Raw genomic sequence first — 24,367 nt, forward strand, 5'->3', positions numbered from 1 at the left:
TAGATTAGCCCCTTAGATCACCAGACACTTCGCCTCTCTTAAAATAAGAGGTAGTCTTGGAACTATGTTTAACACCAGTCAGAATAATAAGATGGTTGAAGTGTTATCAGGACCTGAGCGACGTCGGCGTCGTACTCCGCAGGAAAAAATTGCCATTATTCAGCAGACTATGGAACCGGGCATGACCGTGTCTCACGTCGCACGACTGCACGGTATCAATGCTAATCAGATCTTCAAGTGGCGCAGGCAATATGAAGACGGCTCACTGACCGCCGTGACCTCAGGCGGAGAAGTCGTTCCCGCTTCCGAGCTTGCTGCTGCCAATAAGCAAATCCGCGAACTTCAGCGTCTTCTGGGCAAAAAAACGATGGAAGCCGAAATACTCAAAGAGGCCGTGGAGTTCGGCCGGACAAAAAAATGGATTGCGCATGCGCCCTTGTTGCCAGAGGACGACGAATAAGCGATGTCAGCCGCAGTATTGGCGTGTCGCGTGCGCAACTGAGTCTCAGGGTCCACCGTTCGCCTGACTGGCAGGATCGCAGGCTGTATGCCAGTTTTGACGATACTGCGGTGTTATCCCGGATACATACCCTGGTCGCCGAACTGCCCACATATGGTTATCGCCGGGTATGGGCGCTGTTGCGGCGACAGTCAGAGCGTGACGCGCTTCCTGTTGTGAACGCAAAACGCGTGTACCGGATTATGCGTACTCATCACCTGCTGCTGGAGCGCAAACCTGCTGATCCTCAGCGTAAGCGTGCACATAAAGGTCGCGTGTCGGTCACGGAGAGCAACCGGCGCTGGTGTTCAGATGGCTTCGAGTTCCGTTGCGACAATGGTGAAAAGCTGCGGGTAACTTTCGCACAGGACTGCTGCGACCGGGAGGTCATCGACTGGGCAGCGAGCACTGGTGGCTATGACAAAGAAACGGTACAGGACGTCATGTTGGGAAACGCGGGCGTTCGCCCGGATGCTGGGGCTTGAGCCATGTACGACCGCAGTTCGTAGCCCGGAAAGCAATGGCATAGCAGAAAGCTTCGTGAAAACGATAAAGCGGGATTACATCAGTGTGATGCCAAAACCGGACAGCCAGGTAGCGGTGATGAACCTGGCGGAGGCGTTCAGTCATTACAACGAACATCACCCGCACAGCGCGCTGGGATATCGCTCGCCGCGGGAATATATACGCAGAAAGTTATCACAACCGTAAGAGAGAAAAGGCGTCTGGATATATAGGGTCAAATCCACCATTAATGTCTTTAAAAAGATTCTCAAAATGGATTATGGTCTTCTCATCGATAGTTTTAGGCGGGTTTGCTCCAAAAGTAGATGCTACAAGATAATGATTAAATCCACCTGAAGGACGCAACAGAATGTCATTATCTTTTAAATATCTATTTAACCTCTCAACTATCCTTGAACCGGCGGGTAAATCAGTTATTTTTATTTTATCTTGCAGATGCTTTTCAAATGTTTTATTGAAATAGTCAATATATAACTTGGTTGATATTAAATCTTCAATGTCACTTGGCTGATCGTTTTTTTCAATATACATTGATGTATGCTTTATTGCCTTGGGGTGAATAATTTTATTTCTTATCAGTTCATCCAACTTCTGATTGGTTTTTCCCTCATAATCATGGAGCACGGCAAGGCTAAGATCATTTGCTCCAAGTAATGCAATGAAAGTGATTATTTTGTCCAGTCCTCCGGTTGGAACTATGGTGATACTTTCATCGAGGCTTACTCTACCTTTTTCTTCGAGTATGGCAGACATGTGTTTTAAATAGATAAGTTCGGATGGGCCTTCAACTAAAAGATTTCTTTTTGATATGAATAGATTTTGTGCAATATCCCATCCTAATGCAGCCTGAAGAGGGAATATAGTTTTAGGATCTGAGCTAGAGAGATTATCAGTTATTATTGTTCCGATCTTATCCTTATCTTCGACCATGCGAACTTGATTAAGCCGATCAGAATGAACCATAAACGGAGAATGAGTAGTATAAAGTACCTGATGGTTTTCTGATAAATGGTCAATATATTTTAAAAAGTCAGATTGAGCTAAAGCATGTAGAGCTAAGGCCGGTTCATCGAGGAGTAAGATTAACTTTCTGTCTTCCTCTTCTGCATCGACCTGATACTGAACACTATCAAACCAAACTAAGAAACTAAAAAACCATATAAACCCACGACTTCTTTTATCAAAAGGTGTTGTAACCCTATGTCTGCTATTTTTTATCCTAAGATAGATATTAGCCCCATCATTATAGGGGGCCTCATCTTTAGAATCGCTCTGAATGTCAACGACGACTTCAATATTCTCATTTTGTTTCCAGAAGGTCATTATCTGATCCGTTAAGCTATTGGAAACACCTTCTATTTTGGCTTTAAGAGACTCATAACCATCAATGTCAGAAAGATCTTCAATATTGACATCAGCCATCCTCAGTAGGGCTAATATAGATTTATGTTTAGGAGTTAATTGTGCTGGGTCTGTTTCTGAAAGTTTATGCCTACGCAATAGGTCTTTTATGTTTAACTTTCCTGGAAGGATATCGTATTCACTGAAATATAATGTTTTAGGTATAGAGTCATCAAGGTCTTTAAATACCTCGTACTGAACGACACTATCCCAATTCGATTTTTTTATTCTAGCTTGAAGTAATTGAAGTGTTTTCTGTTCGCTTTCATTTAAATCTAATGATTCAAGCTTTTCAACGATTTGTCTGATGCTCTTACTCTCTTTAATGGCATTTATTGTATCAGACGTAAAGTTACCAGTGTTTATAACTTTAGATATTACAGGGCCTTCATCTACAGAAATTGCTATGCTTCTTTTATTGTCATAATTTGTAGATATAGAGTAGGTAAAACCGAATTCAAGATTTGTACCATACGTTCTATTAATTCTGTTTATTTCATCCTCTTCAGGTTTGTATGTAAGCTTGATGGCATTATCAGGGTTGGTCTGATGAATTTTATTGTAACGAGTAAGATCTTTTCTCGGATAATCCTCTATTACATTAAACTGCTCAACTCCCAAAGCATCACTAGCTTTATGTATACCTTGCAAGAATACAGTTTTCCCGGCTTCGTTCATACCAACAAGAACCGTTGTACGTGCATCAATACTACAAGCCTGTGACGTGTTTATAGAACGAAATGGACCCAGTTCAACTTTAGTTAAAATCATAGTAATTCCTTATGCTGATAATTAGTTAACTAATGAAGGTTTGCCGTAATTATTCCTTGTTTTGAGCATATTGTCCCCACCAATCCATGATTAACTTTCGTTGTTCAATGTATGTAGTGCGGTTATACGCGCGTCTTACTTCATTCCTATCTGAATGAGCCAAGGCTGATTCGATCACGTCGGAATTAAAACCCTTCTCATTCATTGCTGTGCTCGCGATTGAACGTAAACCATGAGCCACCAATTTACCACCATATCCTATGCGCTTTAATGCTGCGTTAGCCGTCTGGCTATTCATCGCTTGTTTAGGATCATTTCTGCTTGGAAATACGTGTTCGCGCTGAGCACTGATGGGCTTCATCATCTCCAATATTTCTAACGCTTGCGGTGATAATGGAACAACATGTTCGCGCTTAGCTTTCATCCGTTCGGCTGGAATTATCCAAAGTTTTTCTTCAAAATCTATCTCTGCCCATCGTGTACCAGAAGCTTCAGAAGGACGCACAAGTGTTAGAAGTTGCCATTCAATTAAGCAACGAGTTGATACAGATAGGTTAGACATTACCAAAGAACGCATGAGCTTCGGTAATTCTTCCGGTCGCAGTGTTGGCATATTTTGCTTTTTGGGCTTTTCAAAAGCCATACCGATCCCAGAAGCAGGATTAGCATCAATCAAACCCGTGTTAACAGCGTAAATCATAATCTCATTAATACGCTGTACCAAGCGCCGAACCGTTTCCAGAGCACCACGGGCCTTAATCGGCTCCAATGCTTCAACAAGCTTGCGAGCTTTTATTTCCTGCACGGGAATCTCACCAATGGCAGGAAAAACATCCTTCTCAAGAGAACGCCAAATATCCTTAGCGTAATCCGCCGTAACACTGGCCTGTTTCAAACTAAACCAGTTAGCGGCCACGGTTGAGAAAATGCTGTCTAATGCTATCTGTTGCTGTTCTGTGACCTGTTCGGCCTGCGTCTGCGGGTCAATGCCGTTAGCGAGTAAGGAGAGGTAATCAGCGCGCAGGCGTCTGGCATCTGCCAGCGATAGAGCAGGGAAAGCACCGAGGCCCATCATGGTGCGCTGCTTAGTCGCTGGTCTTTGATAGCGGAAACGCCAAAGCTTCTTTCCTGTGGTTTTCACCACCATAAAAAGCCCGTCGCCATCATGCAGCGTCAGATCTTTGTCAATAGCTTTGGAACGAAGAACTTCGGTGTTGGTGAGAGGGCGCGTAGTCCTTGCCATGCGGGGCTTTCCTGCGTGAATTGGTATACGTTATTGGCATATATCTTACCGTATACCAATACGTATACCAATTGTCACTGGATTTGGCTGGATCTCTACGGACTAATACAGACGTAAAAAAGCCCGCGAGGCTGGTTCCAAGCGGGCTTTCAGGACTTACCCGGACGTGTCCGGTACATAATGTGGTGGAGCTGGCGGGAGTTGAACCCGCGTCCGAAATTACTACACCGTCGGCACTACATGCTTAGTCCAATCTTTACATTCGCCTGTCAGCTGCGGATGGACACGCCACTAACAAACTAGCCTGATTGGATTTAACGCTTCAACCCCAGGCAGGGCATCCACGCGATCTCTTTTGGGTTTGACCTCTCTTGATCCCCGTCCTAAGAGCGGAGGCTAGGGAGAGAGGACACCTTCAGTTTCTTAGGCTGATTAAGCTGCGAGAGCAGCAGGTGCGAAGTTTTCGTCGTTTGCGACTATTTTTTTGCGGCTTTTTTACGAGGCCTACCGCACCTCGGCATGCACCTAAGGGTTCACAATCCCGTCGAATCCAGAATCAGCCCCAGGAACTAACGATTATAGCAAAAAATTCTGCTGATTCCATCCCTTAGCGGTTGGAATTTTTCATGATTCGCGCTTTATCCAGCTTCCACTCGCGCTCTTTGATGTCATCGCGCTTATCATGTTCTTTCTTACCGCGTGCCACACCAATCTTCAGTTTGGCCCAGGCATTTTTCCAGTAAATCGACAACGCGACCACGGTATAACCTTCACGGTTGACGCGGCCATACAGCGAATCGAGTTCACGCTGCTTCAGCAGCAGTTTGCGGTTCCGGGTTGGGTCGCATACCACATGCGTTGAGGCCACCGCCAGCGGCTGAAAAGTTGCGCCAAACAGATAAGCTTCGCCATCGCGCAGCAAAATGTAGCTGTCGCTGATGTTGGCTTTGCCGGCGCGGAGAGATTTGACTTCCCATCCTTGTAACGACAATCCCGCTTCGAACTCTTCTTCAATGAAGTATTCATGGCGAGCGCGTTTATTGAGGGCAACAGTGGCTGAACCAGGTTTGTGGGCTTTTTTCTTTGTCATAGTGCGGCGTAGTCTACATCACTCAGTCTGTGGACGCATCCCCTGTCCTGCGGGGCGGTAAAAAACGGGTTATTTTAGCACAGCTGGCATACCCGTGAATTTTTGTTTGATAGCCGAAAATGATATTATTTAACGGTTTTGTGATGAACAGGAACCATTATGGCCCAGATTAGTCGTTCCGCGCTGGTCCCCTATAGCGCTGAACAGATGTACCAGCTCGTGAATGATGTGGATTCATATCCAGAATTTCTACCGGGCTGCACCGGCAGTCGGGTGCTGGATAACAGCGGAAACCAGATGACTGCTGCTGTTGATGTCTCCAAAGCAGGCATCAGTAAAACCTTCACGACGCGTAATACCTTAACCAGCAACCAAAGCATTCATATGCAGTTGGTCGATGGTCCCTTTCGCAAGCTGAGCGGCGGATGGCGATTTGTCTCGCTGGGCGATGATGCCTGTAAGGTTGAACTGAGTCTGGATTTTGAATTCACCAATATGTTGGTAGAAATGGCGTTTGGTCGCGTATTTAAAGAGCTGGCCAACAGCATGGTGCAGGCTTTTACCCAGCGCGCCAAAGAGGTTTATCGTGCCTGATATATCGGTTGAGGTGGTTTACGCGCTACCAGAAAAACAGTATCTGCGCACGGTGACGCTGGCAGAAGGGGCAACGGTTGAAGAGGCGATTAAGGCCTCGGGGCTGTTGTCATTGCGCAAAGATATCGATCTGAAAAGCAATAAAGTCGGCGTCTACAGTCGTCCGGTGAAGTTGGATGATCTGTTACAGGATGGTGATCGGGTAGAAATCTATCGTCCATTGATTGCCGACCCTAAAGAGATGCGACGCCAGCGGGCAGAACGAGCTGCTGAAAAGAAATAGCGAAATCGCAGAAGCAAAAAAGGCGCTCAGGCGCCTTTTTTGTTGCAACTCATCAGCCTTCACTACCCGTGAGACGTGGTTTGTTGTCGATGTTGGTCAGCACGCCGTTGCTGTCAAATGTCAGCGTCAGAGTTTGCTGTCTTACGCGCTCATGACCCGGCTCTTCACGGAAGATGTAGTACCAGACATTGCTGCCAAAAGGATCGCGCATCATCGGTGTTCCGAGGGTATACGCCACCTGCTGCTGCGTCATGCCAGTGTGAATTTTAGCCACATCGTTGGCGACCAGATAGTTCCCCTGATTGATATCCGGGCGGTACACAACACGCTCAAGAGTGGAACATCCGGCGGTCATCATCAACATTACCACTGCCGCGGCAGTCAGCATTTTACAGCGCATCTATACATTCCTTTTCTGGGGCCAAACGCCTTTTCATCAGGCTGTTTTTTTTGCCATCAAATTCTGAACTCTGCCTGCGGCAGGCTTTATTACTCTGGCGACATAAGTTGCCGATGATAATAAACCTTTTCGCTATTTGAAACCTCTACAGAGCAAGCATATGACCACCGGGCCGGAAAAAAGTGCGGTATCAGGCTGCTAAAAGTTCTTTCGCGTTTGCCAGCGTGTTGCGTGTAACTTCACTACCGCCCAGCAAACGCGCCAGTTCTTGCAAACGTGCCCGTTTATCCAGCGGCTGCATGTGCGTTTCGGTCATCGCGCCATCAGTCTCTTTACTGACGAAGAAATGTTGGTGGCCGCAACCAGCCACTTGTGGCAGATGCGTTACACACATCACTTGGGTTGATTCACCCAACTGGCGCAACATCTGGCCGACAACCGCAGCGGTAGGGCCGCTAATGCCGACATCCACTTCGTCGAAAATCATCGCCGGGGTTTCCATTTTCTGCGCGGTGATGACCTGAATAGCCAGCGCGATACGTGACAATTCGCCCCCTGAGGCCACTTTACCCAGCGGTTGCAACGGTTGTCCTGGGTTAGTTGTGACGCGAAAATCGATCCGGCTGGCGCCCTCGGCGGTCAGTTGATCCGGGTTAAACTCCAGAACAATGGCGAATTCACCGTGTGGCATCGCCAGCGTACGCATACTTTGGGTAATTAAATGCGTCAGCTCGCGGGCTGCCCCTTCACGTTGCTGATGCAGCATTTCGGCACTTGCCAGGGCTGCCTGGTGATGAGCGCCAACGGCAGCCTGCAACGTTTCCTGATCGCTTTCCTGCTGCGAGAGTTGCTCTGATTCATCCAACAGTTGTTGATAGAGTACAGGCAACGCTTCGGGTGTAACGTGGTGCTTGCGTGCCAAAGCAATCTGCCGGGACAGGCGTTGTTCCAGTTCGTGCAGGCGATTGGGGTCGAGATCCAGACGATCGCAATAGTGGCGCAGTTCATCACTGGCTTCACTCAATTGAATCGCGGCTTCTTCGAGCAGGTTAAACACACCGCTGACTTTATCATCCAGGCTGACCAACTCGCTCAACATCTGGCGTGCGCTATAAAGCAGGCTTTGCATGTTGGTGTCGTCACTGTCGGCCAAAATTTGCAAGGCCTGTTGGCTGGTGGAAAGCAACTGCCCGCTGTTAGCCAGACGTTTATATTCTTCATCAATTTGCTCGAACTCGCCGGGCTGAGGCGCAAATTCATTGAGTTCTTTCAACTGGTACTGCAACAGTTCGCGCCGTGCTTCACGTTCCTGTGATAACTGTTGATGTTGAGCCAGGGCGCGGCAACTCTGGTGCCAGTGCTGATAATGGACACGCATCTGAGCCAGCGCATCGTCGTGTGCGGCGTAGGCATCCAGCAGATGCTTTTGGTGCTCGGGTTTGAGCAGCAACTGGTGAGCATGCTGACCATGAATCTGGATGAGAAGTTGGCCGAGTTCGCGCAGTTGAGAGAGAGGGACCGACGTGCCATTAATAAAACCACGAGAACGGCCATCGGCACTGATCACACGGCGTAATAAACATTCATTGCCATCGTCCAACTGGTTTTCTGCCAGCCAGCGTTGAGCCGAAGGGGAGGCTTTCAGTTGAAAGCGCGCGCAAATATCTGCGCGACTCGCCCCCTGGCGTACCATATCTGCTTCAGCACGGCCACCGAGGCACAGACCAAGTGCATCAATAGCGATAGATTTTCCTGCGCCGGTTTCACCGGTGATCGCCGTCATGCCACGATGAAAATCGATTTCCAGTTCACGAACGATAGCAAAATTACTGATGGTCAGTTGTGCCAGCATACATTCACCTGTATAGAAAAACAGATATGGTTTTTCATACAGTATAAACTGGTTTTTTATCCAGTAAAGTGGTGATGGGTGATTTTCAGAACAATTTTTTTGACCAGCCGAGTTTTGAGCTTAATGTGTTGAAGTAATTGTAATTTTTTGGGTGGATTAGATTGAGGTGATTGGCACTGCGCCGAATCAATACGTCCTCCCCTTCTTGAATCGGTAGCGCAATTTGGCTGTCGCAACTGATCTCCAGGTCGCTGCGTAAGGAAGAGAAACGCAGGCGGATGGTGCTACTGCTGTTGATCACTAAAGGACGTGCCGACAAGGTATGTGGAAACATTGGCACCAGGACAATCGCTTCCAGCGAAGGCGTAAGAATCGGGCCGCCAGCGGAGAGCGAATAGGCTGTTGAACCCGTGGGGGTTGAAATGATCAGGCCATCGGAACGTTGTGAAAAGGCAAATACTTCATCGATATAAACTTCAAATTCGATCATATGTGCCACTTTTCCCGGATGCAGCACCACTTCGTTGATGGCACTGCCAATACGCGGGGAGCAATCTTCTTTGCATACCTGCGCCTCCAGTAGAAAACGGCTTTCGATGAAATAGTCACCTTCCAGGACATCGTCCAACTGCTGTTGCGCGTTGTCAGGATCAAGGTCGGTCAAAAAACCGAGATTTCCGCGGTTAATGCCAATCACTTTGATGTCATAACGCGCCAGCACGCGTGCAGCGCCAAGCATATTACCATCGCCACCGACAACAACGGCCAGATCGGCGCGTTGGCCAATTTCCGCCAGTGAACCGGTCTGTACATCTTTTAGCGAAAGTTCGCGTGCAATTTGCTGCTCGACAATCACCTCATAGCCTTTTGCCGTCAGCCAGCGCCAGAGCATTTCATGGGTGGTTAACGCAGTAGGATGACGCGGATGGCCAACAATCCCAATGCAGTTAAAGTGTTTATTCATTTGAGCTGGTGTTCCTCATAAGCCAAAACGGCCAGGCAATGTGATGGGTTCTCTTGAAACCGTCAAACTGATCCCCATAATAAGCGAACAGCGAGATGAATGTGCAAAACGCGGAGAAATTCATGAGTAGTAAAGAACAGAACACCCCAAACGAGCAAGTCTCAGACGAAATTCAACAGGATCAACAGCACGCGGACGCAGAGACAGCAACTGAGGTGGATCCGCGTGATGAACGTATTGCGCAACTGGAGGCTGAATTGGCTCAGTCGCAGTCTGGCGTGCGTGATGCGCAACTGCGTGCGCAGGCGGAGATTGAAAATATCCGTCGTCGTACTGAAATGGATGTGGAAAAAGCGCACAAATTTGCGCTGGAAAAATTTGCCAACGAGCTGCTGCCGGTGATTGATAGCCTGGAGCGTGCGCTGGAAGTGGCAGACAAAGAGAATTCTGAGCTGGCATCAATGATTGAAGGCATCGAACTGACGCTGAAATCACTGCTGGGTGCGGTGCGTAAATTTGGTGTCGAAGTGGTAGGTGAAACCAACGTACCATTCAACCCGGATGTACATCAGGCGATGTCGATGATGGAATCTGAAGAGGTTGCACCGAATCACGTCATGATGGTGATGCAGCGAGGCTACACCCTGAACGGTCGCCTGCTGCGCCCGGCAATGGTTGCTGTGGCAAAAGCGAAAAGCTGATTTCTCGCACAATAGTTAACGGCCGCCTGACGCGGCCGTTTTTGTTTTACGGTAACACTGGTGTCCAGTCGATGGGTGTTTGTCCTGCCTGGCTGAGCAATGCATTGGCTTGTGAAAAGTGCTTGCTGCCGAAAAAACCGCGATGCGCGGAGAGTGGCGAGGGATGCGGTGCTTTCAACACATGATGGCGCTGACGATCGATGATGCTTCCTTTCTTCTGCGCATGTGACCCCCACAGAAGAAAAATCACCCCTTCACGATGCTGATTGATAGCGCTAATGACATTGTCGGTAAAGGTCTCCCAACCAAAGCGGGCATGGGAGTGCGCCTGACCCGCCTGCACCGTTAGCACGGTATTTAATAACATCACCCCTTGTTTTGCCCAGCTTTCCAGAAAGCCGTGCTGTGGGCGTATAAAGCCGGGAATATCCTGTTCCAGCTCTTTGTACATGTTCAACAACGAAGGGGGAATGGCGACGCCGGGCAGCACTGAAAAAGCCAGTCCGTGCGCCTGATTAGGGCCGTGGTAAGGATCCTGGCCCAATATCACGACTTTAACATCACCCAATTCGGTCAGTCGAAAGGCGTTAAAGACATCTTTTTGCGGCGGATAGACAGTGACGCCCGCAGCACGCTCGTTGGCGACCGCTTTCAGCGTCTCAACAAAATAAGGTTTCTGTTTCTCTTCAGCCAGCACATCGTGCCAGGTCAGCTTCTCGCTCATTATTGACTCCCTGCCAAAAAAATTGCGCTTAGCTTAACCCGTCCTGGCAGGGAGCAGAAGGTTAAAAAAATTTGAGAATTTACAAAAAAAATTTAAACGAGAAAATTATTTCAAATCAATTTATTAGGTGTCGAGGCCGAGAATCTGGCTGGATGAAATTGATGCAGGTCAAAACGGCTGGATTGTTGCAGTGCTATACCTGAGCATCACAAAATTTCGATAACCACGCTGTTCGCCTGCGGCAGCGCCAGGCTCAGGAGGCCATCTATGATTACCGGTATTCAAATTACTAAAACCAATAACCCGCAACTGCTGAACTCTTTCTGGTTGCTGGATGATGAAAAATCCGAAGCGCGCTGCCTGTGTGCAAAAGGCGATTTTGCAGAAGATCAGGTTGTTGCTATCAGCGATTTGGGTGAAATCGCTTACCGCGAAATTCCGCTGGAGCAAAAACCGGTGGTGCGTATTGAAGGTGGTCAGCATCTGAACGTTAACGTCCTGCGCCGTGAAACTCTGGAAGATGCCGTGAAACATCCGGAGAATTACCCGCAGCTGACCATTCGCGTATCAGGCTATGCGGTGCGTTTTAATGCCCTGACACCAGAACAACAACGTGATGTGATCACCCGCACTTTCACCGAAAGCCTGTAATTCGGCTTTTTGTACCACTGACGAAAAGACACACAGTAATAAAGGCCGTGCTGGTGCATACCGGTGCGGCCTTTTCATTTTGGTCAGCGAGTCAGATGGCTTAGTTCATCGAGCCTGAGTAAAGAAGTAGAGTGAAGTGTCTGTTTTGGGCAGTCAAAAATAAAAAAACCGCCTCAAATGAGGCGGCATTTTCGTCAGAGTGCTGATTTATTCCGCACTCTGTCCCGATGTCCCGGAGCCGCTCGGTTTGCGGCGTTTACCGATATTTTTAGTATCGCGGTGACGTTTCTTCACACGCGGTTTCTCGGCTTCTTTCTCTTTCTGCTCCTGACGCTTCGCAAGCACTTTTTTCGACGGTTTACCGGTGACTTTTGCGCTTGGTGCGCGCGATTCTGGGCGCAGCTCATCGATGGTACGAGGTTTCAACGGCTCATTAATATAGCGGCTGATCTTACCCAGCAACACATGGTCATGCGCTTCAACCAGTGACAGCGCGGTTCCTTTGCGTCCGGCGCGTGCGGTGCGTCCGATACGGTGCAGATAGGTATCCGCAGTACGCGGCATGTCGTAGTTGAAGACATGGCTGACGTCTTCGATATCAATCCCGCGTGCAGCAACGTCGGTCGCTACCAGCACGTTAACGCGACCATCATTCAGACGCTTCAGCGCTTCGTTACGCTTAGCCTGCACCATTTCGCCTTCGAGATAGCTACAGCGAATGCCAGCTTCATGCAGCCAGGTCACCAACTCATGCAGGCGTTCACGCTTACGTACAAACACAATCGAGCGCGTCACTTCCGGCTGCTTCAGCAGGTGCACCAGCAATTTAGTTTTATGCTCAACATCGTCGGCACGGTAATACCATTGCTGAATTTTCTTACGCTCACGCTGGCTGGGATCGGCATCAACCGATACCGGGTCGTTCAGCAGACGCTCAGCAAAATCTTTAATGCTGTCGCCTTCCAGTGTGGCGGAGAACAGCATCGTCTGTTTACGCCAGCGGGTTTCACCCGCGATAGTTTCAATATCCTGGGCAAAGCCCATGTCCAGCATGCGATCAGCTTCGTCCAGGATTAGCGTTTCTACTGCACGGCAATCAAAGTTCTCTTCTTTGATGTATTGCAGCAGACGACCAGTGGTTGCGACTACGATGTCCTGATTTTCGCTGAATACCTCAGCGTGGTTCATATAGGCAACGCCGCCGGTGATGGTGGCGATATCCAGATGCGTGTGTTTCGCTAACTCACGCGCGTGGTCGGCAACCTGCATCGCCAGTTCACGCGTGGGCGTTAAAATTAAAATGCGCGGCGGGCCTGATTTTTTACGTGGAAAATCGATCAGGTGCTGCATAGCCGGCAGCAGATAGGCTGCGGTTTTCCCCGTTCCGGTCGGCGCTGAACCCAGTACGTCACGGCCCTCCAGAGCGGCAGGGATGGCCTCAGCCTGGATGGCTGTTGGGCGCGTGAAGCCTTTTTCCTGCAGGGCATCCAGCAGGCTTTCGTCGAGTTCGAGTTCGGAGAATGTGGTTACGGTCATGGTCTACCTCAGTTTGGGGCGCTGATTATAGACAGAACAAACATAATCTTCATCTGTTTGTGTGCCAACTCGCCATGCCAGGAGATGTTTTCCCTGCTCTGTCACGTTACACTGAAGCTCTGCCATTGGGCAGGATTTGTTGAGTGGTTGCAGAGAATGACAGAAACGACGCCGCATCCGCGGCCTCAGTTACAAAAAAATGGTTTTACGTTTAAGCGATTTTTTATTGCCCACGATCGCTGTGCAATGAAAGTTGGCACCGACGGTATTTTGTTAGGCGCATGGGCACCGGTGGCGGGTGTGCGACGCGTGCTGGATATTGGTAGCGGTAGCGGCCTGATAGCCTTAATGATTGCGCAGCGAACGCCGGATGATGTGCAGATAGATGCAGTTGAGCTGGATGCTGATGCAGCACAACAGGCGCAGGAGAATGTGCTGGCCTCCCCCTGGCCATCGCGGGTAACAACCCATCAGGCAGATATCGTGCAATGGGCCGATGCTTGTGAACAGCGCTATTCCCTGATCGTTAGCAACCCACCTTATTTTGCTCCCGGTGTGGCCTGTGCCACGCCGCAGCGTGCGACCGCGCGTTCGACCGACACCCTGGATCATCATACTTTGTTGCGCTGTGCCGCCCAGTTAATAGAAGAAGAAGGCTTCTTTTGCGTGGTGCTGCCAGAATCACTGGGCCAAAGTATGATTGAACAGGCGCAGCAAGATGGCTGGCATCTGCGTTTTCGTTATGACGTTGCCGAGTATGCTCAACGCCCGCCTCATCGCGTGCTATTGGGTTTTTCCCCCTGCATGGGAGAACAACTGATAGAGCGGTTGGCGATACGCGATGAAAACACCCAATACTCGGAAGACTGGTGCAGCCTGACGCGTGATTTCTACCTGTTCATGTAGTGAGGCGGAGCCAATACCGTAGGAACCGCATCCGGCAGCAAATCCGGATAGTCCGGCGTATAGTGCAGGCCTCGACTTTCTTTACGCTCCAGCGCACAACGCACCATCAATTCAGCAACCTGCACCAGATTACGTAACTCCAGCAGGTTGTTGGACAGGCGAAAATTCGCGTAGTACTCGTCTATCTCCTGTTGGAGTAAGTTGATACGACGTAATGCGCGCTCCAGCCGTTTGGTGGTGCGCACAATGCCCATGTAATCCCACATAAACAGCCGCAACTCGTGCCAGTTATGTTGAATCACCACGCGCTCATCGGCGTCATCCACGCGGCTTTCATCCCAGGCAGGCAGGTGATTAACCTGTTCTGTACCGGGTAGCCGGCGGATCACATCTTCGGCGGCTGACCAGCCATAGACCAGGCATTCCAGCAACGAATTCGAAGCCATGCGATTGGCACCATGCAGGCCGGTATAGCTCACCTCACCAATCGCATACAGGCCATCGATATCAGTACGCCCTTGCTGATCAACCATCACACCGCCGCAGGTATAGTGAGCAGCCGGAACGATCGGGATCGGCTCTTTGGTCAAATCGAGGCCGAAAGTCAGCAATTTTTCATAGATCATCGGGAAATGCGCGCGAATGAAACTGGCCGGCTGATGGCTGATGTCGAGATACATACAGTCCACGCCAAGACGTTTCATCTCATGGTCAATGGCTCGCGCTACGATATCGCGCGGTGCCAGTTCGGCACGGGGATCAAAGTCAGGCATAAAGCGCGTGCCATCCGGGCGCAGTAGCCATGCCCCTTCGCCTCGTAATGCTTCAGTTAACAGGAAATTTTGTGCCTGTGGATGGAACAGACAGGTGGGGTGGAATTGATTGAATTCCAGATTCGCTACCCGACAACCCGCACGCCAGGCCATAGCAATGCCATCGCCGGATGCGACATCCGGGTTGGTGGTGTATTGATACACTTTGGCGGCCCCGCCGGTTGCGAGGATCACCGCGCGCGCCCGGCAGGTTTCAACCTGCTCACGGTTACGGTTCCAGATCCAGGCCCCAACAACCCGACGAGGTCCGGGTACGCCGATTTTATCGGAAAGAATCAGGTCAACAGCATTGGTACGTTCAAGAATGCGGATGTTGGGATGACTGAGGGCCTGGCTAACCAGCGTGGTTTCCACCGCGCGACCGGTGGCGTCAGCGCTGTGCAAAATGCGACGATGGCTGTGGCCTCCCTCGCGTGTCAGGTGGTAGCGAGCTTCACCATCAGCTTGCGGTTCTTTGTCGAAGGCTACGCCGTTATCAATTAACCATTGCACGCAGTCGCGTGCGTTACTGGCGATAAAATTGACGGTAGCACGATCGCATAACCCCGCTCCGGCAATCAGCGTATCCTCCACATGCGATTCAATGCTGTCGGTTTCATCGAACACCGCTGCGATGCCGCCTTGTGCGTAGAGCGTTGAACCTTCATTCACCTGCGCTTTACTCAGGACCGTAACCTGATAATGCGGCGCCAGGCGCAGCGCCAGTGACAGGCCAGCAGCGCCGCTGCCGACGATAAGTACGTCGCACTGATAATCGGATTGGGAAGTCATGATGTTTAATTTACTAAACAAAAGGTGTTCAGAGCATAAGCCCGGATGCCAACTCTGTGAAGTATTTTAAACAGGCTTTGTCGAGGAATTCGGCGTTTTCCGGCGATAATTGCGCGATTTCAGTAAGTTATGTCTGAAAATAACCTTTACGTGTTTTTTATACCAAACTTACTGAAAATTCAGGTAATAAAGATGAAAATCGTGGCGTCATAGGTTACTCTGCCAGCGATTATCGGTGCCGGAAATGAGGCTGCCAGCGCGGCAAATCGCTACACTGAAAGACAATCAACAACAACAGCGTCTGGGTTCCTATACGGAAAATTTTCAGGTCGTGGTGAACTTCATGCCAGAATATGACTCTAAGCGCATGCTTGCTCAGAACAATGAGATGTGCTGGCAGTTCATTTACGCATAAAAAAAGAGTTTGGGGAGACATTACCTCGGATGAGCGAGCAGTTAACGGATCAGGTTCTCGTTGAACGGGTTCAGAAGGGAGATCAAAAGTCATTTAACTTACTGGTGATTCGATACCAGCATAAAGTGGCGAGCCTGGTTTCACGTTATGTCCCATCGGGCGATGTGCCAGATGTGGTACAGGAGTCTTTTATCAAAGCGTATCGCGCACTGGAATCATTCCGTGGCGACAGCGCATTTTACACATGGCTGTACCGTATTGCGGTGAACACAGCAAAAAATTATCTGGTGGCTCAGGGGCGCCGTCCGCCGTCGAGTGATGTTGACGCAATTGATGCGGAAAACTTCGAAAGTGCGGGTGCATTAAAAGAAATTTCGAACCCTGAGAACTTAATGTTGTCTGACGAACTGAAACAAATTGTTTTTCGTACCATTGAGGCGCTTCCTGAGGATCTTCGTATGGCAATCACCCTCAGAGAACTGGATGGGTTAAGCTACGAAGAGATTGCCGCCATCATGGATTGCCCGGTCGGTACAGTACGTTCTCGTATCTTCCGTGCGCGAGAGGCTATTGATAACAAAGTTCAACCGCTTATCCAACGTCAGTGATAACGGCTACTGGAAGGGTACCAAAGCATGCAGAAAGAAAAACTTTCCGCTTTAATGGATGGTGAAACTTTAGATAACGAGCTGCTGGCGTCGTTATCAAGGGATGTGAATCTGCAAAAAAGCTGGGAAAGCTACCATCTAATCCGCGACACCCTGCGGGGCGATGTGGGTGAAGTGCTGCATTTTGATATCTCCGCGCGCGTGGCGGCAGCCATCGAAAATGAACCGGTGCGTAAAGTGACTTCGATGATTCCGGAAGCACAACCCGAACCGGTGCGCTGGAAGAAAATGCCGTTCTGGCGTAAGTCCGGTTCCTGGACTGCGCAGCTGGCGCAGGTTGGCGTAGCAGCCTGTGTATCGTTGGCGGTGATTGTCGGTGTTCAGCACTACAATCAGCCTGCGGGTAGCAACGCAACCGAATCGTCTGATTCGCCAGTGTTTAATACGCTGCCGATGATGGGCAAGGCTTCACCGGTTAGTCTGGGTGTGCCGTCTGATGCGTTTGATACCAACAGTTCAAACCAGCAGGTGCAGGAACAGCGTCGTCGTATCAACGCGATGCTGCAAGATTATGAGCTGCAACGTCGTCTGCATGCCGATCAGGTTCAGTTTGAGAAGAACGATCCGCAACAGGCGCAAGCGAATGTTCCCGGTAATCAGTCGTTAGGAATTCAGCAGCAGTAATGAAGCAGCTTTGGTGTGCCGTTAGCCTGCTGGCAGGCAGCCTGCTTTATACATCTACCGCCCCGGCGCAGACTTCTGCGTCCGGGGCGTTGTTACAGCAGATGGAGCAAGCAAGCCAGTCCCTCAATTATGAATTCGCTTACATCAATGTCTCCCGGCTTGGCATAGAGTCCTTGCGTTATCGCCATGCGGTTATCGACAATCGTATCTTTGCTCAATTGTTGCAGATGGACGGGCCACGTCGTGAGGTGATTCAGCGTGGTAACGATATCAGCTACTTTGAACCCGGCCTTGATCCGTTCTCCTTGCCCGGCAACCATATTGTGGATGCCCTGCCGCCGTTGATGTTTGCCGACTTCTCACGCCTGAGCGATGCCTACGATTTCATTCCCGTTGGTCGGTCACGCATCGCTGATCAGTTGTGTGAGGTGGTACGCATCGTCTCACGCGACGGTTCGCGCTACAGCTATGTGGTGTGGCTGGATGTTGATACCAAGCTGCCGTTACGCATTGACCTGCTGGATCGTGATGGCGAGACGCTGGAACAGTTCCGGGTTATCAGTTTTGCCGTTGATGAAGGTGTGCGTAATCTGATGCAGGGGCTGGAGAAAGCAAATCTGCCGCCAACATTATCATTACCGGCGGGCGATAAAGTGCAGCTCAACTGGCAGCCAACATGGCTTCCGGCAGGAATGACCCTCATCTCTCAGAGTCGCCGAGATATCCCGGCGCTGAATAAAACCGTTGAATCCCGTCTCTACAGCGATGGCCTGTTTAGTTTTGCGATTAACATTACTCCCGCAGATAAAAACAGCGTGGCGCAGACATTGCGCACTGGGCGTCGTACGGTGCAGACTGAAGTGCGCAATAATAACGAGATTACCGTGGTGGGTGAGATTCCACCGACCACAGCAAAACGTATTGCGGACAGCATTGATTCGGGATCAGCAAAATGATGAGAGAATGGGCCACTGTGGTGGCGTGGAAAGAGGGTATCGCGACGCTACATACCGAAGCGAAAACCTCCTGCAACAGTTGCTCGGCGCGTAAAGGTTGCGGCAGCCATATGCTGAATAAGCTGGGGCCGAAAAATGCGCATGTGATGGAGATCGTCAGTCCCGAACCGTTGCAGCCAGGTCAGCGTATCGAATTGGGGATTCGCGAAAGCAGTTTGTTAGGCTCAGCACTGTTGGTTTATATGACGCCGCTGTTTGGCCTGTTTTTGGTCGCAGGTCTGTTTCAGATGCTGTTCCATAGCGATCTGGCTTCCGCCTGTGGCGCGCTGTTGGGTGGAGTGGGTGGCTTTATTGTGGCAAAAGGCGTTTCATCGGTGTTTGGTGAGCGTGAGGCTTTTCAGCCGGTAATCCTCAATATTGCTTTGCCTCCTGATGCCATGCGGGTTGAAACTGAAGTTTGATACTTGCCGGGCCGCGTCGAACGCGGCCTTTTTCACGGCGTTTAGCCGCTGAAATCTGTTGCGATTCCCCGCAGTTCCATTCTTTAACGCAAGGCGTTAACAGTGTAATATGCGTCGTCATTAATGAGGCTGACAGGTTTCCAGGTAAAACTCCATTTCCTGAATATGTCTGTGCTCAAGTATTCAACTGATATTCTACGTGAAGATATTCATATAAATGAAGCACATACGAAATTTCTCCATCATCGCTCATATCGACCACGGCAAATCGACGCTGTCAGACCGTTTGATTCAAATTTGTGGTGGCCTGAGCGATCGTGAGATGGCGGCGCAGGTTCTGGATTCAATGGATCTGGAGCGTGAACGCGGCATTACCATTAAGGCGCAGAGTGTAACGCTCGATTACAAAGCGCTGAACGGTGAAACTTACCAGCTCAATTTTATCGATACTCCCGGACACGTTGACTTCTCTTATGAAGTATCCCGCTCTCTGGCGGCCTGTGAAGGGGCGTTACTGGTGGTCGATGCAGGCCAGGGCGTAGAAGCACAGACGCTGGCGAACTGCTATACCGCCATGGAAATGGATCTGGAAGTGGTACCGGTATTGAACAAGATCGACCTGCCTGCGGCCGACCCGGAGCGCGTGGCGGAAGAGATTGAAGATATCGTCGGTATTGATGCGACTGACGCCGTACGCTGTTCAGCGAAGACCGGCGTGGGTGTTCCGGATGTGCTGGAACGCCTGGTGCGCGATATTCCGCCGCCGGAAGGCGATCCAGAAGGCCCATTGCAGGCGCTGATTATCGACTCATGGTTCGATAACTATCTTGGCGTTGTGTCACTGATTCGTATTAAGAACGGCACCCTGCGCAAAGGCGATAAAGTTAAAGTGATCAGCACCGGTCAGGTGTATAACGCCGATCGTCTGGGGATTTTCACCCCGAAACAGGTTGATCGTACCGAGCTGAAATGTGGCGAGGTAGGTTGGCTGGTTTGTGCAATCAAAGACATCCTTGGCGCACCGGTGGGCGATACCCTGACGCTGCAACGTAACCCGGCGGATAAAGCGCTGCCAGGCTTTAAAAAAGTGAAGCCGCAGGTCTATGCCGGTCTGTTCCCGGTCAGCTCTGATGATTATGAAGCTTTCCGCGATGCGCTGGGCAAACTGAGCCTGAACGATGCGTCACTGTTCTATGAGCCAGAAAGCTCCACGGCGTTGGGCTTTGGCTTCCGCTGTGGCTTCCTTGGCCTGCTGCATATGGAGATCATCCAGGAACGTCTGGAGCGTGAATACGATCTCGATCTGATCACCACCGCACCGACCGTGGTGTATGAAGTGGAAACCACAGATGGCGAAGTGGTGTATGTTGACAGCCCGTCTAAGCTGCCGCCGCTGAATAATATTGAAGAACTGCGTGAACCGATCGCCGAGTGTCATATGCTGCTGCCGCAGGAGTTCCTCGGCAACGTCATTACGCTCTGTATCGAGAAACGTGGTGTTCAGACAAATATGGTTTACCACGGTAACCAGGTTGCGCTGACTTACGAAATCCCGATGGCGGAAGTGGTTCTCGACTTCTTTGACCGTCTGAAATCAACGTCGCGCGGCTATGCTTCACTGGATTATAACTTCAAACGTTTCCAGGCCTCTGACATGGTGCGTGTCGACGTGCTGATCAACTCAGAACGTGTCGATGCGCTGGCGCTGATTACTCACCGTGATAACTCGCAATATCGTGGCCGTGAGCTGGTGGAAAAGATGAAAGATCTGATCCCACGCCAGCAGTTCGATATCGCGATTCAGGCAGCAATCGGCAACCACATTATCGCTCGCTCAACAGTCAAGCAGCTGCGTAAAAACGTTCTGGCGAAATGCTATGGCGGTGACGTTAGCCGTAAGAAAAAACTGTTGCAGAAGCAGAAGGAAGGTAAGAAGCGAATGAAGCAGGTCGGTAACGTTGAACTGCCGCAGGAAGCATTCCTTGCCATTCTGCATGTCGGTAAAGACAGCAAATAAGGAACCTCAATGGCTAATATGTTCGCCCTGATTCTGGCGATCGCGACGCTGGTAACGGGTGTTATCTGGTGTATTGATCGTTTTAAGTGGGCACCGGCGCGTCGTGCGAAGCAGGTTGCCGCACAGGCGCAGGCAGGTAATACGCTGGACAGCAAAACGCTGGCGAAAGTCTCTCCGCAACCCGGTTGGGTGGAAACCGCAGCGTCGGTTTTCCCGGTGCTGGCAGTGGTATTTATCGTTCGGTCATTCGTTTATGAGCCATTCCAGATCCCATCTGGTTCGATGATGCCGACTCTGCTGATCGGTGACTTTATCCTGGTGGAGAAATTTGCCTACGGCCTGAAAGATCCAATCACCCAAACGACGCTGATCCCGACCGGTCATCCACAGCGCGGCGACATCGCGGTATTCAAATACCCGAAGGATCCGAGCATGGATTACATCAAACGGGTAATTGGTCTGCCGGGCGACAAAGTGGTTTACGATCCATACAGCAAAACCCTGACGGTGAATCCGGGTTGTGGCAACGGAAAATGTGACACTGCGCTGCCAATCACCTATACCAATATCGAGCCAAGCAGCTTTATTCAGACCTTCAGCGGTTTTGATGGCAACGAAACCGGTAATGGTTTCTTCCAGGTACCGCAGGGCGAAACGATGCGCGGTGGCTTACGTCTTGGTACACGTAAAGAGACGTTGGGCAGCGTAACGCACGATATCCTGTTGGTTAACGAAGCACAGAGTCAGGCGAGCATGTATTACCAGCAGCCAGGCCAGCCTCAGTCGACCTGGATTGTGCCGCAGGGGCAATATTTCATGATGGGCGATAACCGTGATAACAGCGCCGACAGCCGCTACTGGGGCTTTGTACCCGAGCGCAACCTGGTCGGTAAAGCGGTCGCTATCTGGATGAGCTTTGAGAAACAAGAAGGACAGTGGCCTACCGGCGTGCGCTTAAGTCGCATTGGCGGTATTCACTGATAAACGGTTGGCTCCCTGTGGGGAGCCACTGCACACGAAACGGAACGTGTTGGAACCTCAGCCCTGTTTCGTATGCAGAGTGACAGAAGCACAAAAGAACTGGAATCGCATGAACCCCATCCTCATTAACAAGTTGCAGCGCAAACTGGGCTACACTTTTACTCATCCGGAATTGTTGCAACAGGCTCTGACTCACCGCAGCGCCAGCAGTAAACACAACGAGCGTCTTGAATTTCTTGGCGATTCAATTCTCAGCTATGTCATTGCTAATGCGCTGTATCACCGCTTTCCGCGGGTTGATGAGGGCGACATGAGCCGTATGCGTGCGACACTGGTACGTGGAAATACGTTGGCAGAAATGGCGCGTGAGTTTGATCTTGGCGAGTGTTTACGTCTGGGGCCAGGTGAACTGAAAAGCGGCGGCTTCCGTCGCGAATCGATTCTTGCTGATACGGTGGAAGCGCTGATTGGCGGCATTTTCCTCGACAGCAATATTCAGACCGTCGAAAAGCTAATTCTCGACTGGTATCAAACGCGGCTGGAACAGATCAGTCCGGGCGATAAACAAAAAGATCCAAAAACGCGCCTGCAAGAGTTTTTGCAGGGACGCCATCTGCCGCTGCCTTCATATCTGGTAGTGCAGGTGCGTGGTGAAGCCCACGACCAGGAATTTACCATTCACTGTCAGGTGAGTGGCATGGCTGAGCCGGTGGTGGGCGTAGGTTCCAGCCGCCGTAAAGCAGAACAGGCCGCCGCCGAACAGGCGTTGATTAAACTCGGCCTTGAATAGTCACATCGCAGCACCCTGACCGGTGCTGATTAAGTCAGGACTCGAATGAGCGAACACGAAACTTATTGCGGCTTTGTCGCGATTGTTGGCCGACCCAACGTCGGCAAATCCACCTTGCTGAACCAGTTGCTGGGGCAAAAGGTGTCGATCACCTCGCGCAAGCCGCAAACCACGCGTCACCGCATCATGGGTATCCATACTGAAGGGCCATACCAGGCTATCTATGTGGACACGCCCGGATTGCACATGGAAGAGAAGCGGGCGATTAACCGCCTGATGAACCGTGCTGCCAGCAGCTCCATCGGTGATGTTGAACTGGTAATTTTCGTGGTTGATGGCACACGCTGGACGCCAGATGACGAAATGGTGCTGAACAAGCTGCGTGACGGCAAAGTGCCGGTGGTACTGGCGGTGAACAAGGTGGATAACATCCAGGATAAAAGCATCCTGCTGCCACATCTCCAGTTCCTCGGTCAGCAGATGAACTTCACGGATATCGTCCCAATCTCGGCTGAGACGGGTAAAAACGTTGATACCATTGCGGCCATCGTGCGCAAGCGTCTGCCCAAAGCGGAACATCACTTCCCGGAAGAGTACATCACCGACCGTTCGCAGCGCTTTATGGCGTCCGAGATCATCCGTGAAAAACTGATGCGTTTCCTCGGTGCAGAGCTGCCGTATTCCGTTACCGTTGAGATTGAAAAGTTCGAGACTAACGAACGCGGTGGCTATGATATCAGCGGCCTGATTCTGGTCGAACGCGATGGTCAGAAGAAAATGGTGATTGGCAACAAAGGTGCCAAAATCAAAACCATTGGTATCGAAGCGCGTAGAGATATGGAAGAGATGTTCGAGGCCAAGGTTCACCTCGAACTGTGGGTGAAGGTGAAATCTGGCTGGGCGGATGACGAACGTGCGCTGCGCAGTCTGGGTTATGTAGACGACCTCTAACCGATGGAAGGCTGGCAACGCGCCTTTGTGCTGCATAGTCGCCCCTACAGCGAAACCAGCCTGCTGCTCGATCTGTTTAGCGAAAGCGAAGGGCGTGTGCGTGTCCTTGCCAAAGGCGCACGTTCACGTCGTTCACAACTCAAGGGGGCGTTACAACCTTTTACCCCCTTGCTGGTACGCTGGGGCGGGCGCGGCGAAGTCAAAACGCTGCGCAACGCTGAAGCGGTATCGCTGGCACTCCCCCTGAGTGGCATCACGCTCTACTGCGGTCTGTACGTCAATGAACTGCTGTCGCGGGTGCTGGAGCAGGAAATCCCTTTCTCTGACCTCTTCTTCGATTACCTGAATTGCATCCAGGCGCTTGCCGCCGTCAGCGGCACGCCGGAGCCAGCCTTGCGTCGTTTCGAACTGGCGCTGCTCGGACATCTGGGATACGGCGTTGATTTCCTGCACTGCGCGGGCAGTGGCGAAGCGGTGGATGATGGTATGACCTACAGCTACCGTGAAGAGAAAGGTTTCATTGCCAGCCTGGTGGTCAATCAGCGTAGTTTTACCGGTCGCCAGTTGCGGGCGCTGTGGTCACGCGAGTTCCCTGATACCGATAGCCTGCGTGCTGCCAAACGCTTTACCCGAATGGCGCTGAAGCCCTATCTGGGTGGCAAACCGCTTAAGAGTCAGGAACTTTTTCGCCAGTTTGTACCGAAAAAGAAGCCGGATGCGTCGAGCGAATGATGCCAGTCCTGTTGCTACGCGGTACACT

23 protein-coding genes, 1 other RNA gene and 1 pseudogene are annotated in these 24,367 nt (G+C 50.7%); 15 read left to right on the forward strand and 10 right to left on the reverse strand.

Annotation, left to right across the window (positions count from 1 at the left end; genetic code table 11):
* The first annotated feature begins 91 nt into the window (after window positions 1-91).
* A pseudogene (locus CTZ24_RS13535) lies at window positions 92-1,210 on the forward strand (IS3 family transposase).
* On the opposite strand, the gene CTZ24_RS13540 reads toward CTZ24_RS13535, so the two are convergent.
* The 4 genes from CTZ24_RS13540 to smpB all read right to left on the reverse strand — a co-directional run bounded on the left by CTZ24_RS13540 (window position 1,199) and on the right by smpB (window position 5,529).
* The gene (locus tag CTZ24_RS13540; RefSeq protein ID WP_208723781.1) at window positions 1,199-3,196 is read right to left on the reverse strand and encodes an AAA family ATPase; all 1,998 of its coding nucleotides are present in this window, start codon (window positions 3,194-3,196) and stop codon (window positions 1,199-1,201) included. The pseudogene CTZ24_RS13535 and the gene CTZ24_RS13540 overlap by 12 nt on opposite strands.
* Window positions 3,197-3,245: 49 nt before the next feature.
* Complete coding sequence (locus tag CTZ24_RS13545) at window positions 3,246-4,439, reverse strand: integrase domain-containing protein (protein WP_208723782.1); 1,194 nt, start codon at window positions 4,437-4,439, stop codon at window positions 3,246-3,248.
* A 183-nt stretch (window positions 4,440-4,622) separates the two neighbouring features.
* Window positions 4,623-5,003, reverse strand: a transfer-messenger RNA (tmRNA) gene (gene ssrA, locus CTZ24_RS13550).
* Window positions 5,004-5,046: 43 nt separating this feature from the next.
* A complete protein-coding gene (smpB, locus tag CTZ24_RS13555) occupies window positions 5,047-5,529 on the reverse strand; it encodes an SsrA-binding protein SmpB (protein ID WP_021184401.1) in 483 nt (160 codons plus the stop codon).
* Window positions 5,530-5,688: 159 nt separating this feature from the next.
* Here smpB and CTZ24_RS13560 point away from each other — a divergent pair, with 159 nt between their 5' ends.
* Complete coding sequence (locus CTZ24_RS13560; RefSeq protein ID WP_013510141.1) at window positions 5,689-6,123, forward strand: type II toxin-antitoxin system RatA family toxin; 435 nt, start codon at window positions 5,689-5,691, stop codon at window positions 6,121-6,123.
* Window positions 6,116-6,406: an RnfH family protein gene (locus tag CTZ24_RS13565; RefSeq protein ID WP_021184400.1), complete on the forward strand. Its 291-nt coding sequence runs from the start codon at window positions 6,116-6,118 to the stop codon at window positions 6,404-6,406. The genes CTZ24_RS13560 and CTZ24_RS13565 overlap by 8 nt, the downstream gene beginning before the upstream one ends.
* A gap of 52 nt (window positions 6,407-6,458) precedes the next feature.
* Here CTZ24_RS13565 and bamE read toward each other — a convergent pair whose 3' ends face one another.
* From bamE to nadK, 3 genes are all read right to left on the reverse strand, one after another.
* Window positions 6,459-6,806, reverse strand: coding sequence for an outer membrane protein assembly factor BamE (bamE, locus tag CTZ24_RS13570; RefSeq protein WP_021184399.1), 348 nt, complete (start codon window positions 6,804-6,806; stop codon window positions 6,459-6,461).
* A 190-nt stretch (window positions 6,807-6,996) separates the two neighbouring features.
* On the reverse strand, window positions 6,997-8,658 hold the full coding sequence (gene recN / locus CTZ24_RS13575; protein ID WP_208723783.1) for a DNA repair protein RecN: 1,662 nt from the start codon (window positions 8,656-8,658) through the stop codon (window positions 6,997-6,999).
* 85 nt (window positions 8,659-8,743) lie between these two features.
* The gene (gene nadK, locus CTZ24_RS13580; protein ID WP_021184397.1) at window positions 8,744-9,622 is read right to left on the reverse strand and encodes an NAD(+) kinase; all 879 of its coding nucleotides are present in this window, start codon (window positions 9,620-9,622) and stop codon (window positions 8,744-8,746) included.
* A gap of 122 nt (window positions 9,623-9,744) precedes the next feature.
* On the opposite strand from nadK, the gene grpE reads away from it, so the two are divergent.
* Window positions 9,745-10,323 carry a nucleotide exchange factor GrpE gene (gene grpE / locus CTZ24_RS13585; protein WP_208723784.1) on the forward strand — a complete coding sequence of 193 codons (579 nt, stop codon included), beginning with the start codon at window positions 9,745-9,747 and terminating at the stop codon, window positions 10,321-10,323.
* Between the two features lie 46 nt (window positions 10,324-10,369).
* Here grpE and ung read toward each other — a convergent pair whose 3' ends face one another.
* Window positions 10,370-11,047 carry a uracil-DNA glycosylase gene (ung, locus tag CTZ24_RS13590; RefSeq protein WP_208723785.1) on the reverse strand — a complete coding sequence of 226 codons (678 nt, stop codon included), beginning with the start codon at window positions 11,045-11,047 and terminating at the stop codon, window positions 10,370-10,372.
* Between the two features lie 267 nt (window positions 11,048-11,314).
* On the opposite strand from ung, the gene grcA reads away from it, so the two are divergent.
* On the forward strand, window positions 11,315-11,698 hold the full coding sequence (gene grcA / locus CTZ24_RS13595) for an autonomous glycyl radical cofactor GrcA (RefSeq protein ID WP_208723786.1): 384 nt from the start codon (window positions 11,315-11,317) through the stop codon (window positions 11,696-11,698).
* Between the two features lie 207 nt (window positions 11,699-11,905).
* Here the strand turns inward: grcA and srmB are convergent, their stop codons facing one another.
* Window positions 11,906-13,234, reverse strand: coding sequence for an ATP-dependent RNA helicase SrmB (gene srmB / locus CTZ24_RS13600; RefSeq protein WP_021184393.1), 1,329 nt, complete (start codon window positions 13,232-13,234; stop codon window positions 11,906-11,908).
* Window positions 13,235-13,390: 156 nt separating this feature from the next.
* Between srmB and trmN the strand changes: the two genes are divergently transcribed.
* On the forward strand, window positions 13,391-14,140 hold the full coding sequence (trmN, locus tag CTZ24_RS13605) for a tRNA(1)(Val) (adenine(37)-N(6))-methyltransferase TrmN (protein ID WP_208723787.1): 750 nt from the start codon (window positions 13,391-13,393) through the stop codon (window positions 14,138-14,140).
* Here trmN and nadB read toward each other — a convergent pair.
* Window positions 14,125-15,744, reverse strand: coding sequence for an L-aspartate oxidase (nadB, locus tag CTZ24_RS13610; protein ID WP_208723788.1), 1,620 nt, complete (start codon window positions 15,742-15,744; stop codon window positions 14,125-14,127). The genes trmN and nadB overlap by 16 nt on opposite strands.
* A gap of 444 nt (window positions 15,745-16,188) precedes the next feature.
* Between nadB and rpoE the strand changes: the two genes are divergently transcribed.
* From rpoE to recO, 9 genes are all read left to right on the forward strand, one after another.
* Complete coding sequence (gene rpoE, locus CTZ24_RS13615; RefSeq protein ID WP_010617748.1) at window positions 16,189-16,767, forward strand: RNA polymerase sigma factor RpoE; 579 nt, start codon at window positions 16,189-16,191, stop codon at window positions 16,765-16,767.
* 27 nt (window positions 16,768-16,794) lie between these two features.
* Complete coding sequence (rseA, locus tag CTZ24_RS13620; protein ID WP_208723789.1) at window positions 16,795-17,451, forward strand: anti-sigma-E factor RseA; 657 nt, start codon at window positions 16,795-16,797, stop codon at window positions 17,449-17,451.
* On the forward strand, window positions 17,451-18,407 hold the full coding sequence (rseB, locus tag CTZ24_RS13625) for a sigma-E factor regulatory protein RseB (RefSeq protein WP_021184388.1): 957 nt from the start codon (window positions 17,451-17,453) through the stop codon (window positions 18,405-18,407). The genes rseA and rseB overlap by 1 nt, the downstream gene beginning before the upstream one ends.
* Window positions 18,404-18,868 carry a SoxR-reducing system protein RseC gene (gene rseC, locus CTZ24_RS13630; RefSeq protein ID WP_208723790.1) on the forward strand — a complete coding sequence of 155 codons (465 nt, stop codon included), beginning with the start codon at window positions 18,404-18,406 and terminating at the stop codon, window positions 18,866-18,868. The genes rseB and rseC overlap by 4 nt, the downstream gene beginning before the upstream one ends.
* A gap of 217 nt (window positions 18,869-19,085) precedes the next feature.
* Window positions 19,086-20,885, forward strand: a complete 1,800-nt coding sequence (gene lepA, locus CTZ24_RS13635; protein WP_021184386.1) for a translation elongation factor 4 — start codon at window positions 19,086-19,088, stop codon at window positions 20,883-20,885.
* 9 nt (window positions 20,886-20,894) lie between these two features.
* Window positions 20,895-21,866, forward strand: coding sequence for a signal peptidase I (gene lepB, locus CTZ24_RS13640; RefSeq protein ID WP_021184385.1), 972 nt, complete (start codon window positions 20,895-20,897; stop codon window positions 21,864-21,866).
* A 109-nt stretch (window positions 21,867-21,975) separates the two neighbouring features.
* The gene (gene rnc, locus CTZ24_RS13645; protein ID WP_021184384.1) at window positions 21,976-22,656 is read left to right on the forward strand and encodes a ribonuclease III; all 681 of its coding nucleotides are present in this window, start codon (window positions 21,976-21,978) and stop codon (window positions 22,654-22,656) included.
* Window positions 22,657-22,701: 45 nt separating this feature from the next.
* On the forward strand, window positions 22,702-23,607 hold the full coding sequence (era, locus tag CTZ24_RS13650) for a GTPase Era (protein ID WP_021184383.1): 906 nt from the start codon (window positions 22,702-22,704) through the stop codon (window positions 23,605-23,607).
* 3 nt (window positions 23,608-23,610) lie between these two features.
* Window positions 23,611-24,339: a DNA repair protein RecO gene (gene recO / locus CTZ24_RS13655; protein WP_208723791.1), complete on the forward strand. Its 729-nt coding sequence runs from the start codon at window positions 23,611-23,613 to the stop codon at window positions 24,337-24,339.
* Window positions 24,340-24,367: the final 28 nt, after the last annotated feature.

This window comes from Pantoea phytobeneficialis, assembly GCF_009728735.1.
Taxonomy (GTDB): domain Bacteria; phylum Pseudomonadota; class Gammaproteobacteria; order Enterobacterales; family Enterobacteriaceae; genus Pantoea; species Pantoea phytobeneficialis.

Coding starts and splice junctions, on each gene's coding strand:
- CTZ24_RS13540 (WP_208723781.1), bottom strand. CDS start 3,196: ATGATTTTAACTAAAGTTGAACTGGGTCCATTTCGTTCTATAAACACG.
- CTZ24_RS13545 (WP_208723782.1), bottom strand. CDS start 4,439: ATGGCAAGGACTACGCGCCCTCTCACCAACACCGAAGTTCTTCGTTCC.
- smpB (WP_021184401.1), bottom strand. CDS start 5,529: ATGACAAAGAAAAAAGCCCACAAACCTGGTTCAGCCACTGTTGCCCTC.
- CTZ24_RS13560 (WP_013510141.1), top strand. CDS start 5,689: ATGGCCCAGATTAGTCGTTCCGCGCTGGTCCCCTATAGCGCTGAACAG.
- bamE (WP_021184399.1), bottom strand. CDS start 6,806: ATGCGCTGTAAAATGCTGACTGCCGCGGCAGTGGTAATGTTGATGATG.
- recN (WP_208723783.1), bottom strand. CDS start 8,658: ATGCTGGCACAACTGACCATCAGTAATTTTGCTATCGTTCGTGAACTG.
- nadK (WP_021184397.1), bottom strand. CDS start 9,622: ATGAATAAACACTTTAACTGCATTGGGATTGTTGGCCATCCGCGTCAT.
- grpE (WP_208723784.1), top strand. CDS start 9,745: ATGAGTAGTAAAGAACAGAACACCCCAAACGAGCAAGTCTCAGACGAA.
- ung (WP_208723785.1), bottom strand. CDS start 11,047: ATGAGCGAGAAGCTGACCTGGCACGATGTGCTGGCTGAAGAGAAACAG.
- grcA (WP_208723786.1), top strand. CDS start 11,315: ATGATTACCGGTATTCAAATTACTAAAACCAATAACCCGCAACTGCTG.
- srmB (WP_021184393.1), bottom strand. CDS start 13,234: ATGACCGTAACCACATTCTCCGAACTCGAACTCGACGAAAGCCTGCTG.
- trmN (WP_208723787.1), top strand. CDS start 13,391: ATGACAGAAACGACGCCGCATCCGCGGCCTCAGTTACAAAAAAATGGT.
- nadB (WP_208723788.1), bottom strand. CDS start 15,744: ATGACTTCCCAATCCGATTATCAGTGCGACGTACTTATCGTCGGCAGC.
- rpoE (WP_010617748.1), top strand. CDS start 16,189: ATGAGCGAGCAGTTAACGGATCAGGTTCTCGTTGAACGGGTTCAGAAG.
- rseA (WP_208723789.1), top strand. CDS start 16,795: ATGCAGAAAGAAAAACTTTCCGCTTTAATGGATGGTGAAACTTTAGAT.
- rseB (WP_021184388.1), top strand. CDS start 17,451: ATGAAGCAGCTTTGGTGTGCCGTTAGCCTGCTGGCAGGCAGCCTGCTT.
- rseC (WP_208723790.1), top strand. CDS start 18,404: ATGATGAGAGAATGGGCCACTGTGGTGGCGTGGAAAGAGGGTATCGCG.
- lepA (WP_021184386.1), top strand. CDS start 19,086: ATGAAGCACATACGAAATTTCTCCATCATCGCTCATATCGACCACGGC.
- lepB (WP_021184385.1), top strand. CDS start 20,895: ATGGCTAATATGTTCGCCCTGATTCTGGCGATCGCGACGCTGGTAACG.
- rnc (WP_021184384.1), top strand. CDS start 21,976: ATGAACCCCATCCTCATTAACAAGTTGCAGCGCAAACTGGGCTACACT.
- era (WP_021184383.1), top strand. CDS start 22,702: ATGAGCGAACACGAAACTTATTGCGGCTTTGTCGCGATTGTTGGCCGA.
- recO (WP_208723791.1), top strand. CDS start 23,611: ATGGAAGGCTGGCAACGCGCCTTTGTGCTGCATAGTCGCCCCTACAGC.